The sequence below is a fragment of the Streptomyces flaveolus genome, from assembly GCF_044765825.1.
GTDB lineage: Bacteria > Actinomycetota > Actinomycetes > Streptomycetales > Streptomycetaceae > Streptomyces > Streptomyces flaveolus.
Map to the genome: position 1 here is coordinate 382600 of NZ_JBIWKU010000005.1, position 18823 is coordinate 401422.

Consider the following 18823-nt stretch of genomic DNA (forward strand, 5'->3'; position numbering starts at 1 on the left):
TGAGGAACCGGACTCTCCCGAGGGTTCGACCCTCTTGCGAGGTACGGAGTTGTCCACAGAGGTGGATTTCTCCACAGAACGTCAGGCCTCACTGGTTCACGACCCCGAAGGCATGGGAGGCTCTGTTCATTGCGAGCCTGAAGTCGAGGAGAGTGAATCCTTGCGGTCCGACGCCAACATCGCGGGACCGATGACCGATCCGGTCCCCGGTCCCCGCACCGAGTCGATGGGGACGGATGTTTCACGTGAAACACCGCCTCCGATGGACGACACTCCGATCGGTCGAGCTGCCCAACTGGCGGTGGAGGCTCTGGGACGAGCCGACGAGGGTCTGCCACGGCCCGAGCAGACCCGCGTGATCGTGGTCGCCAACCAGAAGGGCGGCGTCGGCAAGACGACGACGACCGTCAATCTCGCCGCGTCGCTGGCGCTGCACGGGGCCCGCGTTCTGGTCGTCGACCTCGACCCGCAGGGCAATGCGTCCACCGCGCTCGGGATCGACCACCACGCCGAGGTTCCGTCCATCTACGACGTGCTGGTCGAGAGCCGGCCGCTCTCCGAGGTCGTTCAGCCGGTTCCCGATGTCGAGGGTCTCTTCTGCGCCCCTGCCACCATCGACCTCGCGGGTGCGGAGATCGAGCTGGTCTCCCTGGTGGCACGGGAGAGCCGGCTGGAGCGGGCGATCCAGGCGTACGAGCAGCCGCTGGACTACATCCTCATCGACTGTCCGCCCTCCCTCGGCCTGCTGACGGTGAACGCACTCGTCGCGGGCCAGGAGGTGCTGATCCCCATCCAGTGCGAGTACTACGCGCTGGAGGGACTGGGTCAGCTGCTGCGGAACGTCGACCTGGTGCGGGGGCATCTCAACCCCACCCTGCATGTGTCGACCATCCTGCTCACCATGTACGACGGCCGGACGCGGCTGGCGTCGCAGGTCGCGGACGAGGTGCGCAGCCACTTCGGCGAAGAGGTACTGCGGACGAGCATCCCGCGCTCGGTCCGTATCTCCGAGGCCCCGAGTTATGGGCAGACCGTGCTGACCTACGATCCAGGATCGAGCGGAGCCCTCTCCTACCTGGAGGCGGCACGCGAGATCGCGCTGAGGGGTGTGGGGGTCAATTACGACCCGGCTCAGGCACACCTCGGCGCACAGAATGACCCGAACATGGTGGAGGGGATCCAGTGAGTGAGCGACGAAGGGGGTTGGGCCGTGGTCTCGGAGCACTGATTCCCGCAGCCCCGACCGAGAAGTCGGTGGCCTCGGCAGCCCTGGGGAATGCGACGTCCGCTTCCCCCTCGGCGGCGCCCGTGCTGCCCAGCGACCGGGGAGTGGCGGCGGCGAAGCTGGCCGCGCTGTCCTCTGTTTCACGTGAAACAGAGGAGTCGGCGTCGGCGGCAGCAGCGGGCATGCCCGCGCCCCCGATGGGGGCCCACTTCGCGGAAGTGCCCCTGGACTCGATCACTCCGAACCCCCGGCAGCCCCGCAAGGTCTTCGACGAGGACGCCCTCGCCGAGCTGGTGACCTCCATCAAGGAGGTCGGTCTCCTTCAGCCGGTCGTCGTCCGGCAGACCGGCCCCGGGCGCTACGAGCTCATCATGGGTGAGCGTCGTCTCCGGGCCAGCCGCGAAGCCGGGCTGGAGGCCATCCCGGCGATCGTGCGGGCCACGGAGGACGAGCAGCTCCTCCTGGACGCTCTACTGGAGAACCTGCACCGCGCCCAGCTGAACCCGCTGGAGGAGGCCTTCGCCTACGACCAGCTGCTGAAGGACTTCAACTGCACGCACGACCAGCTGGCGGACCGCATCGGCCGGTCCCGTCCGCAGGTGTCCAACACGTTGCGTCTGCTGAAGCTCTCCCCGAAGGTGCAGAACCGCGTCGCCGCCGGCGTACTCTCCGCCGGGCATGCCCGGGCGTTGCTCTCCGTCGAGGACTCGGAGGAGCAGGAACGGCTGGCTCACCGCATCGTGGCCGAGGGGCTCTCGGTACGGGCGGTCGAGGAGATCGTGACGCTGATGGGCTCCAGGCAGCAGAAGCCGCAGCGGGCCAAGGGGCCGCGGGCCGGTGCTCTCGTCTCTCCGGCGCTGTCCGAACTGGCGACCCGCCTGTCGGACCGCTTCGAGACGCGGGTGAAGGTCGACCTGGGGCAGAAGAAGGGGAAGATCACCGTGGAGTTCGCCTCCATGGAAGACCTCGAACGGATTCTTGGAAGCCTCGCTCCCGGCGAGGGCCCTGTGCTGCAGAAGGGCCTCGGGGACGGAGGGGACGAGGAGACCGAGTCCTGATCTTCGGGCAGGTGGATCACTTGACAGTGCTCCGGTTGCCGATGGGCGGGCTGTGTCCGGTGCCTACCGGAACACGGCCCGCCCTTTGCCTTTCGGCGGTGCCCACTCCCTCGCATCGTGGATACGATGCGAGGAGATGGCGCAATCACCTGGCAGTACCTCTGAGAGGCAGGCAGGGGCCATGCGAACGATGAGCCGCATCGGACTGGTGAGCGCGGGATTGGGGCTGGGCGCGGTCGGTGGGTTCATCGGCAGCCTGCTCAGGGAACGGAGTGCTCTCACAGCCGCCCGCGACGCGACGGGCGAAGGAAGCGAGGAACAGCCTTCATGGGGCGTCGGCTCGTACCGCTCACGCTGGACAACCTTCAGGACCTTCCCCAGCGCTGTGGCTCGTGCGTCTTCTGGGAGCTGGACCCCGTCAGCGGCGAAGCCGCGGTAACAGCGGGGACGTCCGCCACGGAGAAGGAAGCCTGGATCTCCGCTGTCCTGCTGGACTGGGGGTCCTGCGGTCGAGTGGTCTACGTCGACGACGTACCGGTGGGCTTCATGCTCTACGCCCCTCCTGCTTACGTTCCGCGCTCGACGGCGTTTCCTACCAGTCCCGTGGCTCCCGACGCGGTGCAGTTGATGACGGCCTTCGTGATGCCGGGCTACCAGGGTCAGGGGCTGGGGCGGGTGATGGTGCAGACGGTCGCCAAGGATCTGCTCCGGCGGGGCTTCAAGGCGATCGAGGCCTTCGGGGATGCCCGCTGGAAGGAGCCGGCCTGTGTGCTGCCGGCGGATCATCTGCTGGCCGTGGGCTTCAAGACGGTCCGGCCTCATCCCTACCACCCCCGGCTGAGGCTGGAGCTGCGCTCCACGCTGTCGTGGAAGGAAGACGTGGAGATGGCGCTGGACCGGCTGCTCGGTGCCGTTCAGAAGGAGCCGGTGCTGCGGCCGCTGTGACGTGCTGAGTCCCACGAGGACCGCAACACGAAGGGGCCGGCCCCTCTGGGCCGGCCCCTTCGTGTTTCACGTGAAACGTCAGTCGGCGATGAAGTCCTCGAGGTCGCGGACGATCGCGGCCTTGGGCTTGGCGCCGACGATGGTCTTGGCGACCTCGCCGCCCTGGTACACGTTCAGCGTCGGGATGGACATGACGCCGTACTTGGCGGCCGTACCCGGGTTCTCGTCGATGTTCAGCTTGACGATCTCGATCTTGTCGCCGTACTCGGCGGCGATCGCCTCGAGGGACGGCGCGATCTGGCGGCACGGTCCGCACCAGGCGGCCCAGAAGTCCACCAGGACGGGCTTGTCGCTCTTGAGGACGTCCTGCTCGAAGGAGTCGTCGGTCACTTGCTTCAGGGTGCCGGCCACGGCGGGCTCCTTAACTGGTTGGTGCGCGGGGCGGATGGGGGTCAGACTGCGGTCTTCTCGGGCTCGGCCTTGTCCTCGTCGCTGAGCGCGGCGAGGAAGCGCTCGGCGTCGAGGGCGGCGGAGCAGCCGGTGCCGGCGGCGGTGATCGCCTGTCGGTAGGTGTGGTCGACCACGTCACCGGCGCCGAAGACACCGGTCAGGTTGGTGCGGGTCGAGGGGGCCTCGACCTTCAGGTAGCCCTCCGGGTCCAGGTCGAGCTGGCCCTTGAAGAGCTCGGTGCGCGGGTCGTGACCGATGGCGATGAACAGGCCGGTCACCGCCAGGTCCGAGAGCTCACCGGTCTTGAGGTTGCGCAGCTTCAGGCCCGACAGCTTCTGCTCGCCCTGGATCTCGGCGACCTCGCTGTCCCAGACGAACGAGATCTTCGGGTCGGCGAAGGCACGCTCCTGCATCGCCTTGGAGGCCCGCAGGGTGTCGCGGCGGTGGACGATCGTCACGGACTTGGCGAACCGGGAGAGGAAGGTGGCCTCCTCCATCGCGGTGTCACCGCCGCCGATCACGGCGATGTCCTGGTCCTTGAAGAAGAAGCCGTCGCAGGTCGCGCACCAGGAGACGCCACGGCCGGACAGGGCGTCCTCGTTCGGCAGGCCGAGCTTGCGGTGCTGGGAGCCGGTGGTGACGATGACGGCCTTCGCCCGGTGGACGGTGCCCGCGGTGTCGGTGACGGTCTTGATCTCACCGGTGAGGTCGACGGCGACGACATCGTCCGGGATCAGCTCGGCGCCGAAACGCTCGGCCTGGGCGCGCATGTTGTCCATGAGCTCGGGGCCCATGATGCCGTCCTGGAAGCCCGGGAAGTTCTCCACCTCGGTGGTGTTCATCAGTGCACCGCCCGCGGTGACGGCGCCCTCGAACACCAGCGGCTTCAGCGACGCGCGCGCGGTGTAGAGCGCCGCCGTGTAGCCGGCGGGCCCGGAGCCGATGATGATCACGTTTCGGACGTCGCTCACGGCTTCATTCCTCGTCTCTGGACTGCGTCTTCAGGGCCGGGTGGAGCTTCTCTCGGAACTCTCACCCCACCCAACGGATCCTAAGGGGCGCGCATTCCCGCTGTGTCCGGGCACACGGCGGGCGAGCGGACCGCGCGCACTCAGGGACGCGTGTACGAGTGCTTCAGCAGAACGGTGGCCTTGCCGACGGCGGGCTGGTCCACGCAGGACGAGTCGACGATGTAGGCGGTGACCCGGCTGTCGTTGAGGGTGTCGGGCAGCACCACGAGCAGTGCTTCCTTGCCCTTGTAGACGCCCTCTTCCGTGGCGAGCGCCGCGTCGTCGCGGCCGATGGCCTTCTGGACGCACTCGGGAACAACCGTCGGCTGGGTGAGGACGTGGTTCTCCGTCTCGGGCTCCGTGCCGAAGCTGTGCGGCGTCCGCGGGCCGCTGCGTGTGCCCTGCCCATCGCCGATGAGATCGGTGACCTGCTTCTGCAGCTTGGTCTCGGAGAAGGTGTCCACGGGCGCGGTCTGCTGCCCGTGGGCCGTGTCGTCGGGCGGGCTGCCTCCCGTGACGGACGACACGATCACGGAGCCGATCCCCAGGGCGGCCGCCGCGGCCACGGCCCCCAGGACGGCGATCCTGCGCCGTCCGATCCGCCTGCGGTCCTTGCGGCCCGGGCCCGTGGTGGAGGTGCGGGCGCGCCCCGAGGGACGGTCCGTCGCCGACGTTTCACGTGAAACGTGCGTGGCGTCGCGGCTCTCGTCCTCGTCGGCTGCCGGCGCTGCGGAGAGTGCCGGGGCTGTCGCACTCAGCAGTGCTTCGGCGGCGAGGGCGGCGTCGATGCGACCCGCCACGTCATCGGGCATCCGCTGCGGTCCCGGCAGCGTCCCGAGCAGCCCCTGGATCTCCTCCAGCGACGCGTAGACGTCCGCGCAGAGAGCGCAGGTCTCCAGGTGCCTTCGTACGTCCGTGGTCCGCGAGGGCGGAAGCAGGCCCTCGGCGAGGTCGGAGATCTCCGCGACGTCCGGATGCCCGGCCATGTCTGTCGTCGACGACGTCACGCTCGTCCACCTCCGCCCTTCACTGCGGCTGAATCGCTCGGGCCCGCTTCCGGCGGACCCGCCCGGTGCGGTCCCGCTGCGGGTGGGACGGATGCGCCCTGCGTCCGGTTCCGCTCGGGGCCGGGCTTCTCGTCGTCACCCTTGCCGTCCGGACGCAGGTGGGTGAGCAGCGGCAGAAGCCTGGCTCTGCCACGGGCGCACCGGCTCTTGATCGTGCCGACCGGCACGTCGAGGATCCGTGCCGCCTCGGCGACGGGGTAACCCTGCATGTCGACGAGGACGAGAGCCGCCCGCTGATCGGCCGGCAGCGTCCCCAGAGCTTCGACGAGCTGGCGGTGCAGGTCGTTGCGCTCGGCGGGGGCCGATGCCGACTCGTGCGGCTCCAGCAGCTGCTCCAGGCGCTCGGCGTCGTCGACCGGAGCGGTCTTGCGGGAGGCGGCCTTGCGGGCACGGTCCAGGCAGGCGTTCACGGTGATCCTGTGCAGCCACGTCGTGACGGCCGCCTGCCCCCGGAAGGTGTGCGCGGCCCGGTAGGCGGAGACGAGCGCGTCCTGGACCGCGTCAGCGGCCTCCTCGCGGTCCCCCAGGGTGCGCAGGGCGACTGCCCAGAGCCGGTCGCGGTGACGGCGGACGAGCTCACCGAAGGCGTCGGGATCGCCCTCGACGTGGCGGGTGAGCAACTCGTGATCGGTCAGGCTCTCACCGCTCGTGCCGTCCGCCATCACACCCTCTCCTCGCGGCAGATGCCGTCAGCTGCTCACCTTGACGTCCGCCAGCCTGCCGCGCCACTCCCCGGTGTCCGCCTGCTTCGGCAGATCGGTCAGCCACACCAGCAGGTACCGGCTCCTCAGAGCCTTGTCGGGCTTGAGCTCCACCGTCGTTCCGGAGCCTTCGGCGACCTTGCCGTAGTCGTCGAACGACGTCGGCTCCGCGGTGGCGTCCGCGTCCGCGCTGCGCAGTTCGACGGACGTGCTTCCGACGAAGGTGACCGTCACCTTTCCGACCTGCTGGACCTTGCCGAGGTCCACGATGACACCGACCCCCGACTTGAGGCGGCCGAAGTCGGAACTGAGGTAGTAGTCCGTCTGCCAGTACGTGGAGGGGCTGTTGTCGTAGACGTTCTCTATCTCGGACGGCTTCTCGGACTGGTCGCCGAAGGGGTCGAAGTCCCGGGCACTGCTGATGGCGATCGGCTTGCCGGCCACCGGAACCTTCGGGCTCTTGTCGTCGCCGTCCGTCGTCTGCGTCTGGTTCTGGTCGTCGGCCTTGCCGCCCCGCTCCATGAGTGCGTCCGCCAGCTGCCAGCTGCCGAGGCCGAGGGCGGCGATCAGCAGGGCGGATACGGTCCACTTCAGCGCCTTGCCGGTACGGCTCTGCAACGGGGGCGGTGGCGTCGGCACCGGCTGGGTGATGCCGGGGTGCGGTGCCGGGCGGCCGTACGTGCCCTTCTGGTACGACGTGCGCTGGTATGCGGGCGGCGCGGTGTACGTCGGCTCCGGCGGACGGATGCGCGGCATCTCACCGATCGCCTTGACCAGCTCCTCCGGCGTGGTGCACGGGGACTCGTGGCGCGAAGCGGTGGCGCCGTCGTTGACGAGCGCCCGCATGGCGAGCTCGGACAGGCCGCGGTGGACACCCGCGCGTACCTGGTCCGGCGGGATCAGCCCGATGTCCTTGGGCAGGCCCGCCATGCCGTAAGCGTCGCTCTCGTACGGCCAGCGCTGGGTGAGCGTGGCGTACAGCAGCGCGCCGATGGCCTCGGTGTCGGCGCGCTGGGGGGTGTCCGAACGGATGCCGCGCAGAGCGGCGCTGACGGCCAGTCCGCGGATCTTCCACTGGCCCGTGGACGTACGCAGCACGGCGTTGGGGTTCAGGCGCAGATGGGCGAGGCCCTCGCGGTGTGCCGCGGCCATCGCGGATGCGACCTGGCTCACCATCTGGTAGGCGTCGTACGCGTCGAGCGGGCCGGCGGCGAGGAGCGCGGTCAGTTCGGTTGCGTCGGGGAGCCATTCGTGGACTACGTAGACGAGGTCGTTGTCCTCGACGGCGTCCAGTACCTGGACGAAACGCGGATCGCCGAGCAGCGCGGCGGATCGTGCGGCGGCCAGCACGGAACGGGCCCGTGTGTGGTCCGCCGGCAGGACGTGGACTCCGACGGCGCGGCGGAGTTTCTCGTCGACGGCCCGCCAGCTGCTGAAGCCGTCCAGACGGGTGACGCATTCCTCGAGGCGGTAGCGCCTGGCGAGCTTGTGCCCGCTGTGCAGTTCGGGAGGCGAGGCCTTGCCTGAATCCTCGCTCGTGGGGCTTCCCTGTGCCTCGTCGCTGTCCGTGTCCCGCTCCCGGTTGTTGGCCACCCCGTCGGCCGTGGACTGGTCCGCCTGTGCGGTCAGCGGCTTCTCGCCGCTGTTGTCTGCCACGTCGACGGCAGCTGTGCTCCGTTCCGCCACCGTCGTTCCCGCCTCCCCATTCGATGCACGCCGGCCGACTCCCGATGCGCGCAGCCCGACGCCGAACCCAATTGTGCCCACAGTCCGCCGCTATGCACGACACACGGCGGCGGACGATGGTTGTGCGCCTACCCCCGGTCTCAGCGTCCCAGGCGTCCGCGCACCATACCGACCAGTGAGTTGACCTCCTCGATCCGCATCCTGCGGGCGGCGACGAAGAAGACACCGAACAGGACCGCCGCGCCGGCCAGCAGGGCGGCGAGGGACCCCACGACGCCCTGGCCGAGCGTGTGGCCGATCCCGTAGCAGGCGGCGCCGCTGAGCAGGGCGGCCGGGACGGAGGCGATGCACAGCCGGGCGTACGTCCGCAGCACCCGGGCACCGTCCAGGTCCCCGCCGAGCCGCTTGCGCAGCCTGCGCCAGGCGACGCCGACACCGATCGCGTAGGCCAGGCCGTAGGCGGCGGCCATGCCGACCACGGCCCAGCGGGCGGGCAGCAGGAGGTAGCACAGGGCGGACGCCGCGGCGTTGAACGCGGCCACGATGACCGTGTTGTAGAAGGGCGTCCGGGTGTCCTCGTAGGCGTAGAAGGCGCGCAGGACGACGTACTGCACGGAGTAGGGGATGAGGCCGAGGCCGAAGGCCATCAGCATGTAGCCCATGTTGGTGGCTTCGCTGGTGCCCGAGGAGCCGAACATGAGCGTGCACATCGGGATGCCGAGCGAGACGAATCCGAAGGAGACGGGCACGATGGCGACGGCCGTCGTGCGCAGGCCCTGGGAGATGTCGTCGCGGACCGCGCCGCCGTCGTCCTCGGACGCCGAGCGCGAGATGCGCGGCAGCAGGGCGGCCATCAGGGAGACCGTGATGATGGCCTGCGGCAGGCCCCAGATCAGCTGGGCGTTGGCGTAGGCGGCGAAGCCCGTGCCGTCGACGGGGGACGCCGCGCCGGCGGCCGTGGAGAGCTGGATGACGATCATGGCGCCCGCCTGGTTGGCGAGGACGAACAGGACCGTCCACTTGGCGAGGGTGACGGCCTTGCCGAGTCCGTGGCCCCGCCAGTCGAAGCGCAGCCGCAGCCGGAAGCCCGTCTCGCGCAGGTACGGGATCATCGCCAGGGACTGCACGACGAGGCCCAGCAGCACGCCGACGCCGAGCAGGCGCTGGCCCTCCGGCGGGATGCTGGTGACCTTCATGCCGGAGGTCTCCGCGGTCCCGTAGACCCAGATGAACATGCCCAGCGTGACGATGATGACGATGTTGTTCAGGACCGGGGTCCACATCATCGCGCCGAACCTGCCGCGGGCGTTCAGGATCTGCCCCATCACCACGTGCAGGCCCATGAAGAAGATCGAGGGCAGGAAGTAGCGGACGAAGGTGATGCCCACCTCGTTCGCGGCCGGGTTGCTGGCGACCGGGTTGGACAGGACCCGGATCAGCAAGGGGGCGGCGAAGACGGTGATCGCGGTGAGTGCGCCGAGCGCCACCATGACCAGTGTCAGCAGGCGGTTGGCGAAGGCCTCGCCACCGTCCTCGTCGTCCTTCATGGCCCGCACCAGCTGCGGTACGAAGACCGAGTTGAGGCCGCCGCCGACGGTCAGGATGTAGATCATGGTCGGCAGCTGGTAGGCGACCTGGAACGTGTCGCCGAGCAGGCCCACGCCGAGCGCCGAGACGATCAGCGCCGAGCGGATGAAGCCGGTCAGCCGGGAGACCATCGTGCCCGCCGCCATCACAGCGCTGGACTTCAGCAGTCCGCCCGCACGGCCGCCCTTCTTGGGGGCGGCGGCCGGCGTGGCGGCGGGCTCGGCTCCCTGGACGGGCGCCTCGGCCGCTTCCGCAGTGGGAGCCGCCGCGTACTGGCCCGCGGCGGGTGCCGCGTACGGGCCGGGGGCCGGAGCGGTGCCGCCGTACTGGCCGGGGGCCGGGGTGTTCGCGTACGGGCCGGGGCCCTGGGTCCCGCGGTACTGGTCCGGCCCCGGTGCCGCGCCGTACTGGCCCGGAGCGGGTGCGGGGGAGGGAAAGGGCGCCTGGTCGTCGTAGGACGGGTGGCCGCCACCCTGCTGCTGGTCCCGGAACAGGTGGGCGAAGGCGTCGGGCTCGTGGCGCTGCTCGCCGGCCTGGGTGACCAGGTCGTCGACGCCGACGAACTGGGTCGTGCGCGGGTCGTCGCCGTACGGCAGGTACTGGGTGGGGCCCTCCGGCTCGGGGGCCGGGGTCTGGGCCCAGACGCGCGGGTCCGGTGCGTACGGCGACTGGGACGGTGGGCCGTAGAGCGGCTGCTGCGGGTACGTGCCCGGGGGCGGCGGGGGGTGCGCGGCGCGGTCGTAGAGCGCCTCGGAGACCGGGTCCTGGGCGGAGAGGTCCTGCGCCCGGTAGGGATCCTGGTCGTAGGCGTCCTGGAGGTACATGTCCGCGGGCGGCTGCGGCGGCGTCTGGCCGTGGTCGGGCACCGGACCCTCGGGGTGGCCCGAGCCGTCCACGGCCTGACCGCGGTCACCGTCGTACGGCGCGTTCATGGTTACCCCACCTCATCGTCCCGGGCCGACCGGCCACGACATCCTCAACGGTCCACTCTCTCACCCGTGCCGGACGGGTCGCCGTTTTCCGCTGCGGTGTCCGGCGCCGGGTCACTCGGCTGCTCCGGGGCGTCTGCCCGGGAGCGTTCCTCGGACTCCGTGGGACGCGCCTCCGCGGCATCGGGGTTCTCAGGACCGTCCTCGTCGCCCTCGGATTCCTGGTCCTCGCCGGAATCGCCCTGGTCGGCCGCACGGGCGGCGGCCCGCTTGCGCTGCGTGTACATCCGGAAACCGGCGAGGACGAGGAGCAGGACACCGCCGCCGATGACCAGCATGACCGTGGCCGTGATCTCGGTGACCTTCACGTCGAACGTGACCGCCTTGCCGTACGGCCGTCCGTCCATCGTGTACAGCTGGGCGATCACCGTGGCCCGGCCGTTCGCGTTGGCGGACGTGGTGAACTTCACCGACTGGCTGTGGCCCCCGGAGACGGATACCGGCCGCTCCTGATAGGCCGCACCGCCGATCTCCAGACGCGTCGGGTTCGTCGAGGTGAGCCGCAGCACCAGGGGGCCGACATCCTGCACCAGGTTGTTCTGCACCGTCACGGGAATCGTGGCGCTGCGGCCGGACAGCTTCGTCTCCGACTTGTCGATCAGTCTGACCCGGCCGGTCAGCCCGTCGAGGTACGACCGCACGCCGGCGCGGAAGGACTCCGCCTCGGTGGCCCGGCCCCGCCAGGACGCGGACATCTCCCGGTTCAGGGCCCGCCCGAAGGGCGTCACCACCCGGGACGGGTCCGACAGGACGACCTTGAAGTTGTCCAGCTTGTCCTGTGTCTGCGCGATCTCCGTGAACGCCGACCGGGGCAGTTCCTTCTTGCGCAGCGCCGAGGGGTACGAGGAGGCACCCGGTACCTGGGTGGTGGCGTCGGGGTCGGGCTTGGCCGCGGCGGCGTCCGCCAGCTTCTGGGGCTGCGACCAGGTGCCGTCCTGGAGTGCCCTCAGCGCCTCGGCCATCGCGCGGGCCTGACTGCCGGAGGGGGTGCGCTGCGGAGCGACGACGATGCTGCGCTGCTTGCCGGTCTGAAGCCCCAGCGTCAGGCTCTGGGCGAGGAATCGCTGCACCGCGAGCGTGGACGAGGACGCCTTCGCGAGGTCGCCCTCGAACGCCGTGGACAGCCGGGAGTCCGCGACGACGGCGGTGACCCCGCCGCCGATGGGACGCGCGGCCGAAGGGGTGTACGACAGGCCGTTGGTCTCCTGGAGGCTGTCACTGCGGGCGATCACCTTGTCGGCGCCCGCCGAGGTGGCGACCTTGACGATCGACCGGTCGACCGCGCCCTCCACGGGCCAGGCGAAGTCCTTGTTCGGTTTCACGTGGAGGATCGGCGGGACCGTGTTGTCGACGACGTCCGTGGCTTCCTTCAGCTGGCTCAGCGACCCGGCGGTGTCCGTGCCGTTGTGGGCCAGGGAGGCCAGGTCGGGGTCGGCGAAGGGCAGTGCGACGACTTCCTTGTCGGTCACCGCGTCCTGGAGGTCGGCGAGCCACTGCTTGGCGACCGCCTGGTGGGTGCCGCGTACGGTGTCGTCCCCGCTGCGGACCCGGTAGCTGCCTGTCATCGCGTCGACGGAGGCGAGCAGATCGGGGTCGACCACCCAGGTGACGTCGAGGTCCTTGCCCAGCGTGACCATCTGGTTCAGACGGCCTCCGGGAGAGATCTCCTTGGCCAGGTCGTCGTTGAGGAAGACCGGTGTCTGCTCCTCGTTCGGACCCGTCTCGGCGGCCATGTGGGTGGTCGAGACGAGGGGCCAGAGATACGTCGTCTTCGTCTTCGGGTCCGCCGCGCCGGGCTTCCAGGGCAGGAAGGTGCGCTGGATGCCGAGGACCTGCTCCCACGGCTCTGCTGAAGTCTGCCCGGAGAGCGAGACGGCGAACTCGTAGACGCCGTCCTCGCCGAGGTCCAGGTCGTCGACCGGGACGGAGATGTTGAAGTGCTCGGCGACGCCGGGGGCGAGCTGGGAGAACTTCGCCGTGTACTTGTCGTCGATCTCCGGAGGCACGGATCCCGACAGATCGGTACCGTCCTTGGCGACGGCGTCGACGGACGAGCGGGTGTTGATCTCGGGGCCCACACGCAGTCCGACATGGGCCTTGGTGACCGGCTGCTTGCCGTTGTTGGTCACGGTGCCGGACACGGTCACCGTGTCCCCCTCGGTCGGGGCGGACGGGGTGAGTGAGTCGACGGCGACGGCCACCGCGCCGGATTTCGAGACGGCCTTCACGGCCGCCTGCCCGTCGGCGTACGCGGAGCCGGCGGGCAGCTGGAGCAGGCCGGTCAGCAGGGGCGCACCGGCGAGCAGTGCCGCGGTGCGCCGGAGCCACCGGCGGGCAGGTGAGGGACTGGTCCCCTGGAAGTCTGCCGCCTCGGCCACGCGCTCGCCCGTCCCTCGTCGTGTCAGTGGTCGTCGGAATGTGCGTCCACGCATGGTAACGATGCGCGCGGAGGGGAAGTGCCGCGGAGTACGCCACAAGATCCGTCGCGAGGCGGGCTGCCCCGTATGTGCCCCTATATAGAGGAGCGGGCCGACAAAGGCGGGCGGCCGGGTGCGCGGACAACGGAGGCGACCGGGTCCGCCCGGGCCACGTACCCTGTTCTGTTGTGCCGAACGCCAACGAAGTCAACCCCAGTGCCATGAGTCAGGCGCAGCCTCGCGCGGTGAGCGAACCGCTGCGGGTAGCGCCTGTCGCCGACGACCTCGCCCGCCGTTTCCAGGAGGCCGGGTTCTCTCTCGCCCTGGTCGGCGGCTCGGTCCGGGACGCGTTGCTCGGCCGGCTCGGCAACGACCTGGACTTCACGACCGATGCCCGGCCGCAGGACGTACTGAAGATCGTGCGGCCGTGGGCGGATGCCGTCTGGGACGTCGGGATCGCGTTCGGCACGGTCGGGGCGCAAAAGGACGGCTTCCAGATCGAGGTGACCACCTACCGCTCGGAGGCGTACGACCGCACGTCGCGCAAGCCGGAGGTGTCGTACGGCGACTCCATCGAGGAGGACCTCGTCCGGCGGGACTTCACCGTGAACGCCATGGCCGTCGCGCTCCCGGAGAAGAAGTTCATCGACCCGCACGGCGGCCTCGACGACCTCGCGGCCCGTGTGCTGCGCACTCCCGGCACGCCCGAGGAGTCGTTCTCGGACGACCCGCTCCGGATGATGCGGGCCGCGCGTTTCGCCGCCCAGCTCGACTTCACGGTGGCCCCCGAGGTCGTCGCGGCCATGAAGGACATGGCCGAGCGGATCGAGATCGTCTCCGCCGAGCGGGTCCGGGACGAGTTGAACAAGCTCATCCTCTCCGCTCACCCGCGCAAGGGACTGACCCTGCTCGTGGACAGCGGCATCGCCGAGCGTGTCCTGCCCGAGCTGCCCGCCCTGCGTCTGGAGAGGGACGAGCACCACCGGCACAAGGACGTCTACGACCACACGCTCATCGTCCTGGAGCAGGCGATGGCCCTGGAGTCCGAAGGTCCCGATCTGGTCCTCCGGCTGGCCGCCCTGCTGCACGACATCGGCAAGCCGCGCACGCGCCGGTTCGAGAAGGACGGCCGGGTCTCGTTCCACCACCACGAAGTGGTGGGGGCCAAGATGACGAAGAAGCGCATGACCGCGCTCAAGTACTCCAACGACCTGGTGAAGGATGTCTCGCGCCTGGTCGAGCTGCACCTGCGCTTCCACGGTTACGGGACGGGCGAGTGGACGGACTCGGCGGTCCGCCGCTATGTCCGGGACGCCGGCCCGCTGCTCGACCGTCTCCACAAGCTGACCCGCTCGGACTGCACGACCCGCAACAAGCGCAAGGCTGCCGCGCTCTCGCGGGCGTACGACGGGCTGGAGGAGCGGATCGCGAAGCTCCAGGAGCAGGAGGAGCTGGACGCCATCCGCCCGGACCTGGACGGCAACCAGGTCATGGAGATCCTGGGTGTCCGGCCGGGGCCGGTTGTCGGCCAGGCGTACAAGTTCCTGCTGGAGCTTCGCCTGGAGAACGGGCCCATGGGCCACGAGGCGGCGGTCGAGGCGCTCAAGAAGTGGTGGGCCGACCAGGAGTCGTGAGCCGTGGAACCAGGTCACGTTTCACGTGAAACATGACCTGGGCAGACGAAGGGGCGGTGTTTCACGTGAAACACCGCCCCTCACGACATATGAGGCGTCTGCCTTACTTCTTGTAGTCCTTCAGGCAGAGCAGGAAGTCCTTGCCGTCACCGCTCTCGGTGTAGACGTACTGGAAGTCCTTGGCCTCGGCCTCGCACTTGCTCTGCGCCATCGTGTCGGTGAGGAACGAGCCCTCGATCTTGGCCAGCACCTCGTACTGGGCCTTCGCGTCCGCGCAGTCCACGACCTCGAGGTCCGGGTCGTCGTCATTGGTGCTGCCGCGGTGCATGCAGTCCCCGACCGCCGCCGTGTCGGCGTCATCGCGGCTGGCCACGTAACCGCCGATGGCCACGCCGACGACGATCACGGCGATGGCGATGTTCTTGATCGTCTTGAAGCTGACCTTGCGCTGGGCCGGCTGCGGGGGAACCGGCGCGTACGGTGCACCCTGCTGGGGGAAGCCGGGCTGGCCGGGCTGCTGGGGGAAGCCCGGCTGTCCCTGCGCGAAGGGGTTCTGCCCCTGGGGCTGCTGCGGGGCCTGCGGCTGGCCCTGCGCAAATGGGTTGCCTTGAGGCGGCGGAGTAGTCACTGGGGGTCCCCCTAAACATGGGTGCATGACGCGAACATGGCGCGAGTAAGACGCACGTAAGTTACCGGGCCCCACTGACATCTCTGTAGCCCGCTGGGGCTCTGTGGCATTGATGTGACACTTACTGGGCGTCAAAACGGGCCATAGCGACTGCAACCGCTCCGTAGACAGCGGCGACAGTGGCGACCAGCGGCACCGACCGGCCGTCCGGCGGCAGCATCAGCGCGGCCACCCCTGCCGCGCCGACGAAGGCGACGTTGAACAGCACGTCGTAAACGGAGAAGATCCGGCCACGGAAGGCGTCGTCGACCGACGACTGCACGATCGTGTCGGTCGCGATCTTCGAACCCTGGGTCGTCAGTCCCAGCACGAACGCCGCGGCGAGCAGGGGCGCGGTGGCGAACGGCAGCCCGAGGGCCGGGACCAGCACCGCGGCGATCCCCGCGCACACGGCCATCCAGCGGCCGGGGCCCAGCCGCCCGGCCGCCCAGGGGGTGATCACCGCCGCGGCGAAGAAGCCCGCGCCGGAGACCCCCAGGGCCAGTCCCAGCAGCGCGAGCCCCTCGTCCGCGTCCGACGTCAGGGCGTACCGGCACAGCATCAGCAGGAGGACGAGCAGGGCGCCGTAGCAGAACCGCATCAGCGTCATGGCGGCGAGCGCCCAGGCCGCTCCCCGGCGCGCGGGCGCGAGGAGATGGCGTACTCCGGCCACCAGGTCCCGAGCCGTGCCGGCGAGCGCCGACGCGAGATCCGGCCGCACCAGTGCCCGGTCGGGGCCCAGCAGTTCCGCCGCCATCCGCAGCGACGCGAGCGCGCCGCACAGGTACAGGACGGCCCCGAGCAGCACCACTGCGGCGTCGGAGTCCGCGACCAGGAGGCGCACGACGAAGGCCAGACCGCCGCCTGCCGTCGCCGCGAGGGTGCCCGCCGTCGGGGAGAGCGAGTTCGCGATCACCAGGCGCTCCGCGTCGACCACGCGTGGCAGCGACGCGGACAGGCCCGCGAGGACGAAGCGGTTGACGGCGGTGACGCACAGGGCGGAGACGTAGAAGAGCCAGTCCGGGACGGAGGCGACCATCAGCACCGCGGTCACCGAGGCGAGCAGGGCGCGCAGCAGATTGCCGTACAGAAAGACCTGGCGGCGGCGCCAGCGGTCCAGCAGGACGCCGGCGAAGGGGCCGACCAGCGAGTACGGGAGCAGCAGGACCGCCATGGCGGAGGCGATCGCGGCGGCCGAGGTCTGCTTCTCCGGTGAGAAGACGACGTAGGTGGCGAGCGCGACCTGGTAGACGCCGTCGGCGCCCTGGGAGAGCAGACGTACGACGAGCAGGCGCCGGAAACCCCGCAGGCGCAGCAGGACGCGCAGGTCACGGACGACGGCCATGGGGCACAGCCTCACATACGCGAAGGTCCCCGGGTCATGCGACCCAGGGACCTTCAGCGGACTTCAGCCGGGCGCGCTCAGCGCTCGACCTCGCCCTTGATGAACTTCTCGACGTTCTCGCGGGCCTGGTCGTCGAAGTACTGGACCGGCGGGGACTTCATGAAGTAGCTCGACGCCGACAGGATCGGGCCGCCGATGCCGCGGTCCTTGGCGATCTTCGCGGCGCGCAGGGCGTCGATGATGACACCGGCCGAGTTCGGGGAGTCCCAGACCTCGAGCTTGTACTCCAGGTTCAGCGGGACGTCGCCGAACGCGCGGCCCTCGAGGCGGACGTAGGCCCACTTGCGGTCGTCCAGCCAGGCCACGTAGTCGGACGGACCGATGTGGACGTTCTTCTCGCCGAGGTCCCGGTCGGGGATCTGGGAGGTGACGGCCTGCGTCTTGGAGATCTTCTTGGACTCGAGGCGGTCACGCTCGAGCATGTTCTTGAAGTCCATGTTGCCGCCGACGTTCAGCTGCATCGTGCGGTCCAGGATGACGCCCCGGTCCTCGAACAGCTTCGCCATCACGCGGTGGGTGATGGTGGCGCCGACCTGCGACTTGATGTCGTCACCGACGATCGGCACGCCGGCCTCGGTGAACTTGTCCGCCCACTCCTTGGTGCCGGCGATGAAGACCGGGAGGGCGTTGACGAAGGCGACCTTGGCGTCGATGGCGCACTGGGCGTAGTACTTCGCCGCATCCTCGGAGCCGACGGGCAGGTAGCAGACGAGGACGTCGACCTGCTTGTCCTTCAGGACCTGGACGATGTCGACCGGGGCCTCGGCGGACTCCTCGATGGTCTCCCGGTAGTACTTGCCGAGACCGTCGAGCGTGTGGCCGCGCTGGACCTGGACACCGCTGTTCGGTACGTCGCAGATCTTGATGGTGTTGTTCTCGGAGGCGCCGATGGCGTCCGCGAGGTCCAGGCCGACCTTCTTGGCGTCCACGTCGAAGGCGGCGACGAACTCGATGTCACGGACGTGGTAGTCGCCGAACTGGACGTGCATCAGGCCCGGGACCTTGGCCGCCGGGTCGGCGTCCTTGTAGTACTCGACGCCCTGCACCAGCGATGCGGCGCAGTTGCCCACACCGACGATGGCTACGCGAACCGAACCCATTCCGGTTGCTCCCTGTGTGTACGAGTGAGGCCCTGACTGGGCGCTCACGTGGCGGTGTCGCCGGGCGTATCCGGCCGGGGGTCGTCCCCCGGCCGGGGCAGGCCGCCCGTCGCTCCAGATGTCGTGTCCTGTTGAGCGGTCCCCTCGGCGGCGGAACCTCGCAGGTCCCGCCCCGCCCGCTCGCTCTCGATGAGCTCGTTCAGCCAGCGCACTTCGCGCTCCACGGACTCCATTCCGTGGCGCTGGAGCTCAAGCGTGTAGTCGTCGAGGCGCTCCCGGGTGCGGGCCAGGGAGGCCCCCATCTTCTCCAGGCGCTCCTCGAGCCGACTGCGCCGGCCCTCGAGCACGCGCATGCGCACATCACGCGACGTCTGCCCGAAGAACGCGAAGCGAGCGGCGAAGGTCTCGTCCTCGTACGCGTCGGGGCCGGTCTGCGAGAGGAGCTGCTCGAAGTGGTCCTTACCGTCGGCCGTCAACCGGTAGACGATCTTGGCGCGCCGCCCGGTGAGGGAGGCGGCGGCCTCGCCGACGTTCCCCGGCTCCTCGATCAACCAGCCGTTGGCGACCAGCGTCTTGAGGCAGGGGTACAGCGTCCCGTAGCTGAACGCCCGGAACACACCGAGTGACGTGTTGAGCCGCTTGCGCAGCTCGTAGCCGTGCATCGGGGATTCGCGGAGCAGGCCGAGTACGGCGAACTCGAGGATGCCGGAACGCCGGCTCATCGTCGCCTCCTCTCGTCCTTATGCCGCGCTGATGTATCGACTCGATACATCCCGACGATAGAACGACCTTCCGCATGGGACAAGAGGCGCAGCGGTGAACGGGATCACATCCACGTTTCCTCGTGAGCAAGTTGCCTGATTTGAGGTGAACTTCGGACCT

The 18823-nt window shown here is 69.6% G+C and carries 15 protein-coding genes; 4 read left to right on the forward strand and 11 right to left on the reverse strand.

The window, feature by feature from the left end; all coding sequences use genetic code 11:
* Nucleotides 1–112: 112 nt before the first annotated feature.
* The 3 genes from ACIRG6_RS18150 to ACIRG6_RS18160 all read left to right on the forward strand — a co-directional run bounded on the left by ACIRG6_RS18150 (nucleotide 113) and on the right by ACIRG6_RS18160 (nucleotide 3228).
* Nucleotides 113–1186 (forward strand): ParA family protein, encoded by a 1074-nt coding sequence (locus tag ACIRG6_RS18150; protein WP_403323669.1) that lies wholly within the window; start codon nucleotides 113–115, stop codon nucleotides 1184–1186.
* Complete coding sequence (locus tag ACIRG6_RS18155) at nucleotides 1183–2283, forward strand: ParB/RepB/Spo0J family partition protein (RefSeq protein WP_364819581.1); 1101 nt, start codon at nucleotides 1183–1185, stop codon at nucleotides 2281–2283. Before ACIRG6_RS18150 ends, ACIRG6_RS18155 begins: the two co-directional genes overlap by 4 nt.
* A 327-nt stretch (nucleotides 2284–2610) precedes the next feature.
* Entirely contained in the window at nucleotides 2611–3228 is a 618-nt protein-coding gene (locus tag ACIRG6_RS18160; RefSeq protein WP_403323500.1) for a GNAT family N-acetyltransferase, read from the forward strand.
* A gap of 78 nt (nucleotides 3229–3306) precedes the next feature.
* Here the strand turns inward: ACIRG6_RS18160 and trxA are convergent, their stop codons facing one another.
* The 7 genes from trxA to ACIRG6_RS18195 form a co-directional block, all read right to left on the reverse strand.
* Entirely contained in the window at nucleotides 3307–3639 is a 333-nt protein-coding gene (gene trxA / locus ACIRG6_RS18165; RefSeq protein WP_063482508.1) for a thioredoxin, read from the reverse strand.
* Between the two features lie 41 nt (nucleotides 3640–3680).
* Nucleotides 3681–4649, reverse strand: coding sequence for a thioredoxin-disulfide reductase (trxB, locus tag ACIRG6_RS18170; RefSeq protein ID WP_364675402.1), 969 nt, complete (start codon nucleotides 4647–4649; stop codon nucleotides 3681–3683).
* A gap of 140 nt (nucleotides 4650–4789) precedes the next feature.
* Nucleotides 4790–5674, reverse strand: a complete 885-nt coding sequence (locus ACIRG6_RS18175; RefSeq protein ID WP_364819703.1) for an anti-sigma factor family protein — start codon at nucleotides 5672–5674, stop codon at nucleotides 4790–4792.
* Between the two features lie 17 nt (nucleotides 5675–5691).
* Nucleotides 5692–6417: an RNA polymerase sigma factor SigM gene (gene sigM / locus ACIRG6_RS18180; protein ID WP_403323504.1), complete on the reverse strand. Its 726-nt coding sequence runs from the start codon at nucleotides 6415–6417 to the stop codon at nucleotides 5692–5694.
* A gap of 27 nt (nucleotides 6418–6444) precedes the next feature.
* Complete coding sequence (locus ACIRG6_RS18185) at nucleotides 6445–8142, reverse strand: protein kinase family protein (protein ID WP_403323506.1); 1698 nt, start codon at nucleotides 8140–8142, stop codon at nucleotides 6445–6447.
* A gap of 140 nt (nucleotides 8143–8282) precedes the next feature.
* Nucleotides 8283–10661 (reverse strand): murein biosynthesis integral membrane protein MurJ, encoded by a 2379-nt coding sequence (gene murJ, locus ACIRG6_RS18190; protein WP_403323508.1) that lies wholly within the window; start codon nucleotides 10659–10661, stop codon nucleotides 8283–8285.
* Between the two features lie 44 nt (nucleotides 10662–10705).
* Complete coding sequence (locus tag ACIRG6_RS18195) at nucleotides 10706–13096, reverse strand: DUF6049 family protein (protein WP_365020354.1); 2391 nt, start codon at nucleotides 13094–13096, stop codon at nucleotides 10706–10708.
* 227 nt (nucleotides 13097–13323) lie between these two features.
* Between ACIRG6_RS18195 and ACIRG6_RS18200 the strand changes: the two genes are divergently transcribed.
* Nucleotides 13324–14769, forward strand: a complete 1446-nt coding sequence (locus ACIRG6_RS18200) for a CCA tRNA nucleotidyltransferase (protein WP_403323511.1) — start codon at nucleotides 13324–13326, stop codon at nucleotides 14767–14769.
* 103 nt (nucleotides 14770–14872) lie between these two features.
* On the opposite strand, the gene ACIRG6_RS18205 is transcribed toward ACIRG6_RS18200, so the two are convergent.
* From ACIRG6_RS18205 to ACIRG6_RS18220, 4 genes are all read right to left on the reverse strand, one after another.
* Nucleotides 14873–15397 carry an LppU/SCO3897 family protein gene (locus ACIRG6_RS18205; RefSeq protein WP_403323512.1) on the reverse strand — a complete coding sequence of 175 codons (525 nt, stop codon included), beginning with the start codon at nucleotides 15395–15397 and terminating at the stop codon, nucleotides 14873–14875.
* Nucleotides 15398–15518: 121 nt separating this feature from the next.
* Nucleotides 15519–16781 carry an MFS transporter gene (locus ACIRG6_RS18210; protein WP_403323514.1) on the reverse strand — a complete coding sequence of 421 codons (1263 nt, stop codon included), beginning with the start codon at nucleotides 16779–16781 and terminating at the stop codon, nucleotides 15519–15521.
* A gap of 77 nt (nucleotides 16782–16858) precedes the next feature.
* Nucleotides 16859–17941 carry an inositol-3-phosphate synthase gene (locus ACIRG6_RS18215; protein ID WP_364675383.1) on the reverse strand — a complete coding sequence of 361 codons (1083 nt, stop codon included), beginning with the start codon at nucleotides 17939–17941 and terminating at the stop codon, nucleotides 16859–16861.
* Between the two features lie 44 nt (nucleotides 17942–17985).
* The gene (locus ACIRG6_RS18220) at nucleotides 17986–18663 is read right to left on the reverse strand and encodes a PadR family transcriptional regulator (protein WP_318213563.1); all 678 of its coding nucleotides are present in this window, start codon (nucleotides 18661–18663) and stop codon (nucleotides 17986–17988) included.
* Nucleotides 18664–18823 lie beyond the last annotated feature (160 nt).